Raw genomic sequence first — 12755 nt, forward strand, 5'->3', positions numbered from 1 at the left:
CCCTAAACATCCGCCAGCCCCCCGGCGTTTCGTAAAGGGTGAAACGAAAAGCGTTGCATGTAAATCGCCGATTTGCTCCAACCGGCGCGACGCCACGACGGGCGTGCCGGGGGACGGGCGTGACGCGGGGTCGGGTGGTGGAGCAGACGGCGCAAGCGAGCGCGGCACCACCGCCGATCGACGGCGACCGCGTGGCCGCCGCGTGGAAATCGATCCGCGCCGATCGCTCGATCCAGTTCGACCTGCCCGAGAAAGTCGTGCCGCCGCGCGAGCCGGCGCCCGCCTGGCTGGAAGCGGTGCTGCGCGGCATCGGGCGGTTCGTCGAATGGGTCGGCGGCGGGTGGCGCGTGCTGCTGTACGGCGTGCTGGCGCTGATCGCGATCGCGCTGGTCGTGGCGCTGGTGCCGGGGCTGCGCGACTGGTTCGCCGCATGGTTCGGGCGCAAGGAGACGGTCGAGGAACCGGGCTGGACCCCGGACGAGGGCAGCGCGCGCGCGTTGCTGGAGGACGCCGACGCGCTGGCGGCGGCGGGACGCTATGGCGAGGCGGTCCACCTGCTGCTGTTCCGCAGCATCGACGACATCGTCGCGTGGCGCGGCGACGTGGTGCGCGTGGCCGATACCAGCCGCGACATCGCCCGCGCCGACGCGCTGCCGGCCCATGCGCGCGGGGTGTTCGCCGGGATCGTCGCGGCGGTCGAGCGCAGCCTGTTCGGCGGGGCCGAACTGGGCGAGGCCGACTGGCGGCGGGCGCGCGAGGACTATGCCGGCTTTGCGCTGGGGCGGCGGGCATGAGCCAGCCGTCGCCCTTCTCGACGCGGACGGTGCTGATCCTCGTGATCGGCGGCGCGTTGCTGATGCTGTCGGCGATCCTGTTGTCGGGGTTCGGCGACGAAGTATCGCGGGTGGTGGGCGACGCGCCCGCCGCCGATCGCAAGGATGGCGCGGGCTATCATGCGTTCCAGCGGCTGGTCGATGCGGTACAACCGGCGGCGGCCGACGACGGCGATCCGATCGGCACGCCCGGCATCCTGATCCTGACGCCGACCGGGACGACCGGTCCGCAGGCGGTCAAGGCGATCATCGACCACCGCATCGAATTGGCCGACATGGCCAACGAGGAAGCAGAGGGCACGCCCGATCGCTATCCGACCTTGCTGATCCTGCCTAAATGGGACGTCGCAAAAATCCCGCTGGGCGGCGGGCGGGTCGAGCGGACCGGGCCGGTCGGCAGTTTCCGCACGCTCCCGCTCATCCCGGCCAGCGTCGAGGGGCATGGCGAGGAAGTGGGCGACACCGGGCCGATGGCCGATACGGCCTATGCCGGACTGCGCCCGTTCGCGATGCCCGACCGGCTGGTCGACGCGGTGAAGGGCGAGACCATCACCCCGCTGATCGGCGCGCGCGATGGCGCGGCGGTGCTGGGGCAGATCGGCAGCAGCGACACCTTCGTGCTGGCCGATGCCGATACCGTCAACAACCGCGCGCTGGCCGACGAACGCAACGCGCGCGCGGCACTGGCGATGTTGCGCGCGATCGATCCCGAACACGGCGGACGGGCGCGGTTCGACCGGACGCTGCATTATGCGGCGGGCAATCGCAATCTGGTGAAACTGCTGTTCCTGCCGCCGTTCCTGGGCGTGACGCTGGCGTTGATCGTCGCGGCGATCCTTGCCGGCATCGCGACCGCGCGACGTTTCGGCCCACCCGCGCGCGAGCGCCGGGCGGTGCCGCCGGGCAAGCGCGCGCTGGTCGACAATATCGTGTCGCTGACGCGATTGGCGGGGCGCACCCGCCACGCCGGGCCGCGCTATGCCGACCTGATGATCGAGACGATCGCGCGTTCGCTGGCGCTGGGCGGTGCGGATGCCGCGACGCTCGAACGGGTGCATCCCGGCTATGGCGACATCGACCGGCGGCTGCGTGCCGCCCGAACCGAACCGGAAGCGCTGGCGGCGGCACGCGCGCTCCACGCATGGAAAAAGGAAGCAGGCGCATGACGCTGGACGACGTACGCGCGCTGGGGCGCGCGATCGAGGAACAGATCGCCCGGGCGGTGGTGGGGCAGGCAGCGGCGGTGCGGCTGCTGACCATCGCGCTGTTTTCCGCCGGGCATGTATTGTTGGAGGGGCCGCCGGGGACCGCCAAGACGCTGCTGGCGCAGAGTTTCGCGCGGACGCTGGGGCTCGATTTCGGGCGTATCCAGTTCACGCCCGACCTGATGCCGGGCGACATCATCGGATCGAACCTGTTCAATTTCCAGACGTCGCAATTCGCGCTGACGCGGGGGCCGGTGTTCTGCGAACTGCTGCTTGCCGACGAGATCAACCGCACCCCGCCCAAGACGCAGGCGGCGCTGCTGGAGGCGATGCAGGAGCGGCGGATCACGATCGACGGGCGGACCGAGCATCTGTCCGACCGCTTCACCGTCGTCGCGACGCAGAACCCGATCGAGCAGCAGGGCGTCTATCCGCTGCCCGAGGCGCAGCTCGACCGGTTCCTGTTCAAGATCACGATCGGCTGGCCCACCGCCGAGGCCGAACGCGCGATCGTGGCGCAGTACGGCACGCGCACCGGCACCCCCGCCCCGCAGGATTCGGGCGTCGAGCAGGTCGCCGACGCAGGTGCCATCGCCGCGACGATCGACACGGTGGGCGGGGTACGGCTGGTCGGCGACGTGATCGATTATATCGTGCGGCTGGTGCGCGCGACGCGCGATCACGGCGATCTGTCGTCGGGGGCGTCGCCGCGCGCGGCGGCGGCGCTGGCGGCGGCATCGCGCGCGGCGGCGGCGCTCGACGGGCGCGATTACGTGCTGCCCGACGATGTGAAGGCGCTGGCCCCTGCCCTGCTGCGCCACCGGTTGATCCTGTCGCCCAGCGCCGAGATCGACGGCCGCTTGGTCGACGATGTCGTCGCCAGCCTGATCGCGTCGGTGGACGCGCCGCGGTGATCCTGCCGACGCCCCGCGCCATCCAGTTGACCGCGCTCGCCGCGCCGGTCGGGCTGGCGCTGGGCGTCCTGAAACCGGCGGCGTGGATCGTCGCGCCGGTGTGGATCGGCGCGCTGCTGCTGCTGATCGTCGCCGATGCGCTGCTGGCGCGCGCGCGCGACAAGGGCGGCGTGGCGATGCCCGCGACGCTGAACGTGGGCGAGGAGGTGCGGCTGCACGACGATGCCCATGCCTTGCGGATCGACGGGCCGCTCGAACGGATCGCGCCGGGCACCTATCGCGCGGTGCGGCGCGGGCGGGCGACGCTGACGCGGGTGTGGCGCAGGCGGGCCGGGCCGATGGGGCTCGCGTGGCGGCAGACCAGCGACAGGGCGCAAGCGTCGAGCGTGATCCTGCCCGACATCCGCCCGGTGCGCGATCAGGGGATGCGCCAGTTCCTCAACAGCGTGACCAGCGGCCAGCGCATCCGCCGCGACCATGGCGACGGGCAGGATTTCCAGGTGCTGACCGAGTTCCAGCCCGGCATGGAACGCCGCGCGATCGACTGGAAGGCGTCGGCGCGCCACGCATCGCTGCTGGCGCGCGAATTCCATACCGAGCGCGACAATATGATCGTGTTCGCGATCGATGCCGGACGGTCGATGAGCGATCCGGTGGGCGACCTGCCCCGCGTCGACCGGGCGGTGTCGGCGGCGTTGCTCGCCGCGTTCGTCGCGCTGAAATCGGGCGACCGGGTGCGGCTGTTCTCGTTCGGCGCGCGACCGCAGGTCGACAGCGGCAGCGTGACCGGCGCGCGCGGCTTCGCAGCACTCCACCGCGCGGCGGCGGACATCGACTATGGCACCGAGGAGAGCAATTACACGCTCGGCCTCGTCACGCTCGACACCAAGCTCGACCGGCGCGCGCTGATCGTGCTGTTCACCGAATTCACCGACCCGACCAGCGCCGAACTGATGCTGGCCGCCGCCGCGCGGATGCTGAAACGCCACCGGCTGTTGTTCGTGCTGCTGCGCGATACCGAACTGGAGGCGATGCAGGGTGCCGTGCCGGAACAGGCCGACGATCTGGTGCGCGCGAACGTCGCGCACATGCTGCTGCGCGACCGCGCGATCGTGATCGAGCGGCTGCGGCGAATGGGGGTCGAGGTGATCGAGACGGTGGCGGACGCGATGGCGCTGTCGCTGGTCGAGCGGTATGTTTCGCACCGGGAGCGCGGCAAATGAGCGTGATGTTCGCCGCACGCCATTTCCGCGCCGAGCGCGAGGGCGACTGGGCCCGGCTGGAGGAACTGCTCGACCGGGTCGAGAAACAGTCGCCGCGCCGATTGTCCGACGCCGACCTGATCGACCTGCCCCGGCTGTACCGCGCGACGCTGTCGGCGCTGTCGGTGGCGCGCTCGACCTCGCTCGACGCATCGCTGGTCGCGTATCTGGAGGCATTGTCGACGCGAGCCTATTTCATCCTCTACGGCGCGCGCGAGCCATGGGGGCGACAGGTGGTCGACTTCTTCGCGCGCGACTGGCCGCGCGCGGTGCGGGCGATCCGGTGGGAAGTGTTGCTGGCCACCGCGTTGCTGTTGCTCAGCGCCGTTGCCGGCTATCATCTAGTGCGCAGCGACCCGGCGTGGTTCAGCGCGATGATCCCAGGCGAACTGGCGCAGGGGCGCGACATGGGCGCGAGTGCCGCGACATTGCGCGAATCGCTGTACGGCGAACCGCGCAATGGCGGGCTGGAAGTGTTCGCCACCACCTTGTTCACCCATAATTCGCAGGTCGCGATCCTCGGCTTTGCATTGGGCTTTGCGTTCGGCATCCCGACGATGATCCTGCTGGTGCAGAATGGCGCGACCGGCGGCGCGCTGTTCGCCGCGTTCGTGCCGCATGGATTGGGCTGGGGTCTGTTCGCGTGGCTGATGATCCATGGCACGACCGAACTGGCCGCGATCGCGCTGGCGAGCGCGGCGGGCATCCATATCGGGCGCGCGGTTGCCTTTCCGGGCGAGGCGTCGCGGATGGCGGCGGCGGCACAGGCCGGGCGGCGCGCGGCGATCGTGATGATCGGCGTCATCCTGATGCTGCTGATCGCCGGGCTGCTCGAAGGATTCGCCCGGCAACTGGTGCGCGACGATACCGCGCGCCTTGCGATCGGGGCGGCGATGCTGATGCTGTGGACGCTGTATTTCACCTTCGGCGGCCGGCGTGGCCAGGCGTAAGCGCCCGCCCCGCCCGCCGCGCACGCTGGTGCGGCAACTGGTGACGCCCGAAGGCGTACCGCTGACCATCCGGCTGGGATCGGGCGGGGCGCGCGCGGGAGCGTTCGTTATCGACACGCTCCTCATGCTGGTGCTGCTGATCGGCGCGTCGCTGCTGATCTTCTGGGCGGCGATCGGCGGCGGGGCGCATGGTGCGACCTCGGCCTATCAGATCATCTGGCTGCTCGGCTATTTCTGCCTGCGCAACTTCTATTTCGTGGGCTTCGAGGCGGGACGGCGCGCGGCGACGCCGGGCAAGCGGATGATGAAGCTGCGCGTGGTGTCGCGCGACGGCGCGCGGCTGACCGGGGCGGCGGTGCTGGCGCGCAACCTGCTGCGCGAGATCGAGGTGTTCCTGCCGCTGACCTTCCTCGCCTTTGCCAATGCGGAGGGGATGGCCGACAAATGGACCGCCGTGCTGGGGTTCGGCTGGGCGGCGATCTTCCTGTTGTTCCCGCTGTTCAACCGCGACCGGATGCGCGCCGGCGACCTGATCGCGGGCACATGGGTGGTCGAGCGCGAGGTGCGCAAACTGGGCGAGGACCTGTTGATCGAGACGGCGCACGCAAGCGAGCGCGCGCGGATCGCGCCGTTCAGCGCGGCCGATCTCGACGCCTATGGTGCGTTCGAGTTGCAACGGCTGGAGGAAGTATTGCGGCGGGGCGACCGCGACGACCTGTATCAGGTGGCGAGCGCTATCCGGCGCAAGCTCGGGCGGGGGGATGACCGGGCCGATCTGGCGTTTCTGGAGGCCTATTACGGGGCGTTGCGCGGGCATCTGGAGCGCAAGCTGCTGTTCGGGAAGCGGAAGGTCGACAAGTTCGATCGGTGAGGGTGGCGTGCGGTCGCTGGCGGGGTGAGGCTGGATGGGTTCGCGCGGAGGCACGGAGGCGCGGAGGGGTTGCGTTCGGGGGTGGTCCATCTGCCCCGAACCGTCGTTCCGGCGCAGGCTGGGACCTTCCAGCGGCTCCTGTCCTGCCCTGTCCGCCAAAGATCCCAGCCTTCGCTGGGATGACGCAGGGTTCGATGTCGCACGGTCGAACTTCAGGTATTTGAAAGGGGATGCGCTGGCCCGCACGGAACATCTCTGCGCCTCCGCGCCTCTGCGCGATCACACTTTCTTCAATCGACGTTGTGGCCGGCGACCCGCCAGCGGGTAGTACGATAGCCGACGTCGATACACGCCTTGCGGCCCAGCGCGGCAAGCAGGCGGGCGTGGACCGTCGCCGGATGTTGCGCCACGTCGCGGAAACGGATGTGGTGGTGGGCGAGGACCAGCCGGCCGCCGGGGCGCAACGTCGCGGCGATCTGGCGGGCGAGCGCGGTCAGGTCGCGCGGGGTGAGATAATAAAGGACTTCGGCCACGACGATCGCGTCGTAGCGGCGGTGCGGGAACCGGCCGGGCAGGACCAGCCAGGTCGCGGTGGCGCGGGGGTGGTCCCCGAGCGCCCGCATGGTCAGTGCGACCGCCGTGGGGGCGCCGTCGGTCGCGTCGAGGCGGAGCCCGCGCGGGGCCAGCGCGACGCTGTTCGATCCGTTGCCACAGGCGAGTTCGAGCAGGCGGCCGTGCCGCCCCGGTCCCAGCGCATGGAGAATCGCGCGGCGCTTCAGCGCCTCGTCGCGCGCGGTGAAGGTCGCCCATGGATCGGCATTGCCGCGAAACGTCGCCTCGAACCCGGCGAGGGTGATCGCGCGGGTCATCGCAGCAACCGGTAGGATTCCTGCGGGCGCAGGAAGCGGCGGCGGGTGGCGGCGTCGATGGTGAAGCCGGCGGGATCGTCGGTGATGCGGCCGAGTTGCGTGGCGTGCGCAGCGAGCGCGGTGGCCTTGCGCGGACCATCGGACCCAAGCGGCAGGCGGTGGGTGGCGCGGCCCCCGCCCCGCCCCGGCCAGACGCCATAGCCGATCCGCCGGGTCCAGCCGTGGCGGCGGTAGCAGGCGGCGGCGGTGTCGCGGTGGTCGGGATGGGCATCGTCGGGCAGCGGCAGCGCCACCAGATCGGCTCGGATGTGCGCCAGTGCCCGGACAAGGCGGATACGCGCCGGGCGCGGCAGCGTGTCGAGACCGCCATCGGGCAGCGCCAGCAGGTGGAGGTGCGCGGCGGACACGCCGAGCAGCCTCGCCGCGCGGCGGGCCTCGGCAGCGCGGGTGGCGACCAGTCGGGCGCGCGGGAACGCCGCGCTGTTCCGGTGGGAGGCGCCACCATCGGTGGCGATCACGATGTCGACGCGCGCGCCCTGTCGGCGGAGGCGCAGGATCAGCGCGGCACAGCCGATCGTCTCGTCATCGGGATGCGGTGCGACGATCAGCGCGCGGCGGACCATGGTGAGCGGCAGGATCATGCGCCAGGGACGATCCGCCCCGCCGCCGCCGCCGCGCCCGTCTGGCTCCGCGCGCCATCAGGATTGGGCTGGCGCAGATAGACGGTGAGGTCGGTGAGCGTGCGGGCGAGCGGATGGGTGCGCAGCATCCCCTGCACCCCGACCGCGCTCTGGGCGAGCGCCATCGCCTCGGTCGCAATATCCTCGAGCGCGCCGCGCGCCGCCGCGACGCGCGGGAGCAGGACGTCCTCGTCGCCGGTCCAGTGCGCGGCGACGCCGTCGATCAGTGCATAGCCGGCGTCCGCCAGCACAAACAGCCGGGCAAGGCGGTGCGCCTGCTGCGGATGCGCGGCGCGGTCGCCGGTGTTCAGGTGATCGCGGACGTGATCGAACAGCGCATGGACCGCGCCCGCCTGCACCGCGACGAAGCGCAGCGCCCCGGCGCTGAAATCGGGCTGGCGCTGATAGTCGCCTGGACCCCCGATGGCTTGCGCGGCGGCAAGCGGCACGCCGTCGAGATGGACGATATGCGTTTCGGAGCGGACCATGCCGATCGGGTGCCACCAGTCGCGGTCGATCGCCGGCTCGGCGGCGGCCATGTCGAGCAGCCACATCCGTGTCGCCATCGGATCATTGGCGTGCGTTGTGACGATCGAATGGGTGACGAACCCCGCGCCCGAGGCGAAATTCTTGGCCCCCGTGAAGGTCCCGCCCTCATGACGCAGGCCGTCGCCGGGCAGGTCGGAGTTCCACACGCCGAGGATCGCGCCGTTCGCCAGCAGCGCGTCGATCGCGAAGGCCGGGGCGTAGCGGCGCACCAGTTGCACCGCGTTGACATGGCCATCGAGGATGCGGCCGAAGGCGACGTCGGCGCGGCCCGCCGCCGCCATCCGCCGCATCAGCGCGCGGGCCTCCCCCGGCGTCGCGCAGGTGGCATCGTCGAGGCCGGCGGCGCGGGCGATGGCGAAGGCGGCGACCATCCAGTTGCGCGGGGGCAGCGCGGGGTCGATCGCGCGGATCGCGGCGAGCGGGGTCATGCCGCCACCGCCGGGCGCGGGTCCTGCAACCAGTCGAGCGCGAGCGCAATCGGCGTGGGGCCGCCGCGCTCGCCGCCGGCGTGATGGAACAGCGCTTCGGCACAGGCGGCGGAGGCCAGCGCCGCCTCGTCGATCCCGTACGCGGGGAGCGGCCGGCGGCTTGTCCATGCGCGGCGGATCGCGCTTTCGCGGGCGAAGCGGGCGAGGACGGCGGCGGGATGTTCGACGAGGCCGGCGTCGGCCCCTGCCCGCCCGGCGCGGATCGCATCGGCAAGGCCGCCGGTCGCGCGGCCGGTCGCCCGGCTGGAGGTGGCAACGCGGACGGCGGGGTCGTGGCGGACGCGCAAGCCCCTGCGGCGGACGGCGTCGACCAGCGCGCGATCCTCGCCGCTCGCCAATGGCGGCATGCCGCCGACGGCGCGATAGGCGGCGGCGGTCAACGCGATGCTGGCGCCACCTTCGTTCCAGTGCGGATCGGGATCGTGCGCGATCGGATCGATCCGGGCGCGCGCCGCCGCCAATTGGTCGAGATAGGTTTCGATCGGCCGCCGCCATGCGTCGCGCGCGGCGTCGCGGCGGCGGATGCGCCCGCACACCAGATCGGCGGAGCGCAGCGCCACCAGCGACATGGCGAGCCAGTCGGCGTCGGGCCGCGTATCGGCGTCGGTGGTCAGCAACACGCCGTCCGGGGCGAGCAACGCCAGAGCGGCGTCCATCGCCGCGCCACGCGCGCGGCCGGCGTCGGGCGACGACAGGCGGGAAATGGCAACGATCCGCGCGGTGAGCCACGGCACGTCGGCGAGCGCAGTCGCGGCGGCGGCACGGGTCGCGGGACAATCGCCGTCGAGGCAGAGCAGCAGCACCGTCCGCGCCAGCGCCGTGCGATCCTGCCGGGCGATCGCGCGTATCAGACCGGCGATGTTGCGCCGTTCGTCGCGCAGCGGAACGCAGATGGCGCTATCACAGGTTATTGATATTTGAGCGCTATCGTCCATCCGCCCCGCTATGCCAGCACCCTTCATGCTTGGCGACGGCAAAAGCGGGCGGGTACGGCTATGCTACCGGAATCAGACAGGATAACCGGGGCGGTTTAACGACGGGCAGGAGCAGGCGGTTTGCGCGATGGATGGTATCGGGACCCACGGGTCGGGTTGATCCCGGCGTTGCTGACCGCACTGGTCGAGGGATGGGCGGCGGCGGCGGCGGGATTGCCGGGCTGGCGCATCCTGCTGCTCGCGCTGGCGGCCTTCGCGCTGGTGGCGTGGGGGTGGTTCGCGATCCAGGGGCTGGGGTATCTGTGGCAGCGGCCCGACCGGCGCGAGGTGCTGCGCGCGCTGCGGCTCCAGCGCAGCCAGCACGGGTTCAATCATGCCGCATGGAACCGGTTCGATCGCGATGCCGGATTGCTGCGGCAGGTGATGGCCGAACGCGCGCTGCTGCCGGTCGAGGCCGAACTGCTGCGCCAGGCGGCCGAGGTCGAGCGGTTCGAGCGGGTGGCGGAGGTGCTGCCCGGCTTCTCGCGCGCGGCGGCGCATTGGTACGACATCGCCTCGCAGGGCCATTCCGGGCTGCCGAACGCGACCCCGGTGCCGAGTGCCGCCGCGCTGGAGGAGGCGCGCCGCGAATTGCCGCAGCGCGAGTGGAGCGAGGCGGACGCACAGGCGGCGACGCATTATCTGGCGGTGCGCAAGCGGCTGCTGTCCGACCGGGCGGCGGTCGAGCGCGAGCGGACGGCGGCGTTGCGCAAATTGTCGGCCCCGCCGCCCTCGGGGCCGGCGGAGGATTGAGGGTTACGGATGCGCTTCGGGGAAGCCGTGGCGGCGGTGGAGTGCGCGCAGGATCGTCTTGAGATCGGCGGCTAACCAGCTTTCGCCATGGCGGCCGTCGGCCAGCGTCGGGTCGGCGCCTTGCGCAAACACCAGCAGCGGCAGATTCTGGTTGGCGATGCCCGCCGCCTGCACCACGGCGGCGCGCGGGCGGGGATATGGCACGCGGATCACGTCCAGCCCGGCGGCGGCCTGCGGAAACAGCGCGAGCAGGCCGTCGATCGTCACGCAGTCGCGGCAATAGAAGCTGCGGCCGGGGAGCGCCGGATCGGCGAAAGTCGGGTCGAGCAGGAAAAGGCGGTCGCGCATCATCGGTTCCGGTGGGAGGGCAAGGGTGTCGTCGGCGGTGACGGGGGCCAGCGGATCACGCGGGTCGGGCACCAGCCGCCCGGCGATCAGCGCGGCGGCGGCGGCGAGGTCGCGCTCGCTGACCTGCGCCATGCCGGTGGCGAGGCGAGCGGGATCGGGCTGCAGGTCGCCGCGCTTCGCGGCATTCTGGGCGACGCGCGCCTCGACCTCGGCCGTAACCCGCTCGACGGCGGCGAGGAAGACGGCGAGCGCGGTGCCCGGCGGGAGGTCGGCGACCGCCTGCGCGATCGCGCCGAGCATGGTCTGCACCGCCGGGGAAGTGGTGGCGATGGGGGTCTGCGGCGGCGGCGACAGGGTGGGTGCGGTGTCCGCCGCGCGGGGCAGCGTGCCAGTGACGGGCGGCAGGGTCGGCCCGAGGCGCTGGATCGGCAGGTCGGCCATCACATCACCCCTCCGCTCGTCGGTGCCCGTTGTGCGCATCGCTCTGCCGCGCTTTGCCGGGGCGCGCAACCGCCGTTGGGGGTTGCGACGTACTCATGGTCCCGTCGCCCCGGCGGAGGGCGTGGCACCTCCCCTCCCTGACAAGGGAGGGGCCGGGGGTGGGTCAGCCCGAGAGGAAACGTAATCGCTCCACAACTGGCCGACCCACCCCCAACCCCTCCATTGCCAGGGAGGGGAGCAGGTTGCGACAGCGTTTCGTTAGACGTCAATCCGGTCTGGCGGCTCCCGCCGCGCGCTATCACATGGAAATCCCAGCCTTCGCTGGGATGACGTTTGGTTCGGCGGGGATAAACCCGCGCTCAGCGCAGCGCGCGGACCGCCGGGGTGTCCATGCAGGCGGGCACCGCGCGCCAGTCGACCGCCGACGGCGCGACGACCTGTGGCGGGGCGGGTACGAAGGCGATCGGCGGGATGTCGACCGGCCGGCCGATCGGGACCGTGCCGAAGCTGGCGCCGTAGCTGCTGGGCTCGCCTTCGCCGCCACAGGCTTTCGCGGCGGTGAGCAAGCGCGGCGGCGTCGCCCAGCCTTCGTAGGACAGGCGGAACGTGCCCCAGTGGATCGCCATGCCGCGCCACGCGCCGAGCCGGTTGAAGACGCGCAGGGCATCGACCGGCCCGATATGCGCGCCGCTCGCCATCTGCCCCGGCTGGAACCGGAACGCGCCGATCGGGATGAGGGCGAGGCGGAAGGGGCCGAGCGCGCGTGCTTCCTCAACCCAGCCGCCGTCGCTGAGGCCAGTATCGCCGGCGAAGAAGAGGTTGCCGCCGGGCAGGTCGACGGTGAACGCCGACCAGAGCGCGCGATTGCGGTCGGCGAACCAGCGGCTGCCCCAGTGATGGTTGCGCACGACATGCACGGTCGCTCCGCCGAGGCGCGCCGCCTGTCGCCAGTCGAGCGCGATCGCGTCGATCCCGGCGCTGCGCAGGATCGCGTCGTTGCCAAGGCTGGTGACGATCGTCGGCCGGTCGCGTCGCCACAGCGCGGTCAGCGTCGTGAGGTCGAGGTGGTCGTAGTGATTGTGGCTGAGGAGGATCAGGTCGATCTTTGGCAGGTCGGCGAGCGCGATGCCCGGTGCCGCCACCCGTTTCGGGCCGAAACCGAACGGACCGGCGCGTTCGTTCCACACCGGATCGGTCAGGATGTTGAGGCGCGGCGTCTGCACCAGCGCGCTGGCATGGCCGATCCACGTGACGCGCATCGGCGTGCGCGCCGGATCGCGTGCCGGCAGCGTCGTGGGTGGCAGCAGTTCGGTGGGACTGGCGGGCGTGACCGGAACCGATGCCGGCCATGGCGGCCGCCCGTCGCTGCCGCTCGCCTGTCGCCACAGGAAGCCGGCCCGTCCGTCCGGCCCCGACGGATGGGTGGTATCGTCGACATCGGGGTTGAAGAAGCGTGCGCCGTCGAAATGGTCGCTGGTCGCGCCGCGATAATAGAGCCGGTCGAGGAAGCGCGGAACGATCACCGCCGCGAGGCAGAGGATTGCCGTGACCCACACCAGTCCCCAGCCGATGATCCGCGCGATCCGTTTCATGTGCCGCTCAACGCCATTCCCCCGCT

Annotated in this window: 13 protein-coding genes; 7 read left to right on the forward strand and 6 right to left on the reverse strand. The window is 71.5% G+C overall.

The features are described 5' to 3' along the window. Nucleotides 1-119 precede the first annotated feature (119 nt). From LRA89_RS06880 to LRA89_RS06905, 6 genes are read left to right on the forward strand one after another with little or no spacing between them, the layout of a single operon-like run. Nucleotides 120-794, forward strand: coding sequence for a hypothetical protein (locus LRA89_RS06880; protein ID WP_230769554.1), 675 nt, complete (start codon nt 120-122; stop codon nt 792-794). Then, nucleotides 791-1999 (forward strand): hypothetical protein, encoded by a 1209-nt coding sequence (locus tag LRA89_RS06885; protein ID WP_230769555.1) that lies wholly within the window; start codon nt 791-793, stop codon nt 1997-1999. The genes LRA89_RS06880 and LRA89_RS06885 overlap by 4 nt, the downstream gene beginning before the upstream one ends. Beyond that, nucleotides 1996-2952, forward strand: a complete 957-nt coding sequence (locus LRA89_RS06890) for an AAA family ATPase (RefSeq protein ID WP_230769556.1) — start codon at nt 1996-1998, stop codon at nt 2950-2952. The genes LRA89_RS06885 and LRA89_RS06890 overlap by 4 nt, the downstream gene beginning before the upstream one ends. After that, nucleotides 2949-4175, forward strand: a complete 1227-nt coding sequence (locus tag LRA89_RS06895; RefSeq protein WP_230769557.1) for a DUF58 domain-containing protein — start codon at nt 2949-2951, stop codon at nt 4173-4175. The genes LRA89_RS06890 and LRA89_RS06895 overlap by 4 nt, the downstream gene beginning before the upstream one ends. Further along, on the forward strand, nt 4172-5164 hold the full coding sequence (locus LRA89_RS06900) for a stage II sporulation protein M (RefSeq protein WP_230769558.1): 993 nt from the start codon (nt 4172-4174) through the stop codon (nt 5162-5164). The genes LRA89_RS06895 and LRA89_RS06900 overlap by 4 nt, the downstream gene beginning before the upstream one ends. Continuing rightward, nucleotides 5151-6035, forward strand: coding sequence for an RDD family protein (locus LRA89_RS06905; protein WP_230769559.1), 885 nt, complete (start codon nt 5151-5153; stop codon nt 6033-6035). The genes LRA89_RS06900 and LRA89_RS06905 overlap by 14 nt, the downstream gene beginning before the upstream one ends. 290 nt (nt 6036-6325) lie before the next feature. Here LRA89_RS06905 and LRA89_RS06910 read toward each other — a convergent pair whose 3' ends face one another. Genes LRA89_RS06910 through LRA89_RS06925 form a run of 4 tightly spaced genes read right to left on the reverse strand, consistent with a single transcriptional unit; the run spans nt 6326 to nt 9556 of the window. Then, nucleotides 6326-6904, reverse strand: a complete 579-nt coding sequence (locus LRA89_RS06910; RefSeq protein ID WP_230769560.1) for a class I SAM-dependent DNA methyltransferase — start codon at nt 6902-6904, stop codon at nt 6326-6328. Continuing rightward, nucleotides 6901-7545 carry a PIG-L deacetylase family protein gene (locus LRA89_RS06915; RefSeq protein WP_230769561.1) on the reverse strand — a complete coding sequence of 215 codons (645 nt, stop codon included), beginning with the start codon at nt 7543-7545 and terminating at the stop codon, nt 6901-6903. Before LRA89_RS06915 ends, LRA89_RS06910 begins: the two co-directional genes overlap by 4 nt. After that, nucleotides 7542-8561 (reverse strand): acyl-CoA dehydrogenase, encoded by a 1020-nt coding sequence (locus tag LRA89_RS06920; RefSeq protein WP_230769562.1) that lies wholly within the window; start codon nt 8559-8561, stop codon nt 7542-7544. Before LRA89_RS06920 ends, LRA89_RS06915 begins: the two co-directional genes overlap by 4 nt. Further along, on the reverse strand, nt 8558-9556 hold the full coding sequence (locus LRA89_RS06925) for a glycosyltransferase (RefSeq protein WP_230769563.1): 999 nt from the start codon (nt 9554-9556) through the stop codon (nt 8558-8560). Before LRA89_RS06925 ends, LRA89_RS06920 begins: the two co-directional genes overlap by 4 nt. 156 nt (nt 9557-9712) lie before the next feature. Between LRA89_RS06925 and LRA89_RS06930 the strand changes: the two genes are divergently transcribed. Then, complete coding sequence (locus LRA89_RS06930; protein ID WP_056497991.1) at nt 9713-10348, forward strand: hypothetical protein; 636 nt, start codon at nt 9713-9715, stop codon at nt 10346-10348. Nucleotides 10349-10351: 3 nt separating this feature from the next. Here the strand turns inward: LRA89_RS06930 and LRA89_RS06935 are convergent, their stop codons facing one another. Continuing rightward, complete coding sequence (locus LRA89_RS06935) at nt 10352-11137, reverse strand: DUF3088 domain-containing protein (RefSeq protein ID WP_230769564.1); 786 nt, start codon at nt 11135-11137, stop codon at nt 10352-10354. 359 nt (nt 11138-11496) lie between these two features. Continuing rightward, a complete protein-coding gene (locus LRA89_RS06940; RefSeq protein WP_230769565.1) occupies nt 11497-12729 on the reverse strand; it encodes an MBL fold metallo-hydrolase in 1233 nt (410 codons plus the stop codon). Between the last annotated feature and the right edge of the window lie 26 nt (nt 12730-12755).

Origin of the sequence: Sphingomonas sp. Leaf4 (assembly GCF_920939515.1) — a bacterium.
In the GTDB taxonomy this organism is placed as follows: Bacteria; Pseudomonadota; Alphaproteobacteria; order Sphingomonadales; family Sphingomonadaceae; genus Sphingomonas.

Excerpts from the sequence above, each read along its gene's own strand:
- LRA89_RS06940 (WP_230769565.1), bottom strand. The coding sequence starts at position 12,729 with ATGAAACGGATCGCGCGGATCATCGGCTGGGGACTGGTGTGGGTCACG.
- LRA89_RS06910 (WP_230769560.1), bottom strand. The coding sequence starts at position 6,904 with ATGACCCGCGCGATCACCCTCGCCGGGTTCGAGGCGACGTTTCGCGGC.
- LRA89_RS06925 (WP_230769563.1), bottom strand. The coding sequence starts at position 9,556 with ATGGACGATAGCGCTCAAATATCAATAACCTGTGATAGCGCCATCTGC.
- LRA89_RS06920 (WP_230769562.1), bottom strand. The coding sequence starts at position 8,561 with ATGACCCCGCTCGCCGCGATCCGCGCGATCGACCCCGCGCTGCCCCCG.
- LRA89_RS06935 (WP_230769564.1), bottom strand. The coding sequence starts at position 11,137 with ATGGCCGACCTGCCGATCCAGCGCCTCGGGCCGACCCTGCCGCCCGTC.
- LRA89_RS06885 (WP_230769555.1), top strand. The coding sequence starts at position 791 with ATGAGCCAGCCGTCGCCCTTCTCGACGCGGACGGTGCTGATCCTCGTG.
- LRA89_RS06915 (WP_230769561.1), bottom strand. The coding sequence starts at position 7,545 with ATGATCCTGCCGCTCACCATGGTCCGCCGCGCGCTGATCGTCGCACCG.
- LRA89_RS06900 (WP_230769558.1), top strand. The coding sequence starts at position 4,172 with ATGAGCGTGATGTTCGCCGCACGCCATTTCCGCGCCGAGCGCGAGGGC.
- LRA89_RS06890 (WP_230769556.1), top strand. The coding sequence starts at position 1,996 with ATGACGCTGGACGACGTACGCGCGCTGGGGCGCGCGATCGAGGAACAG.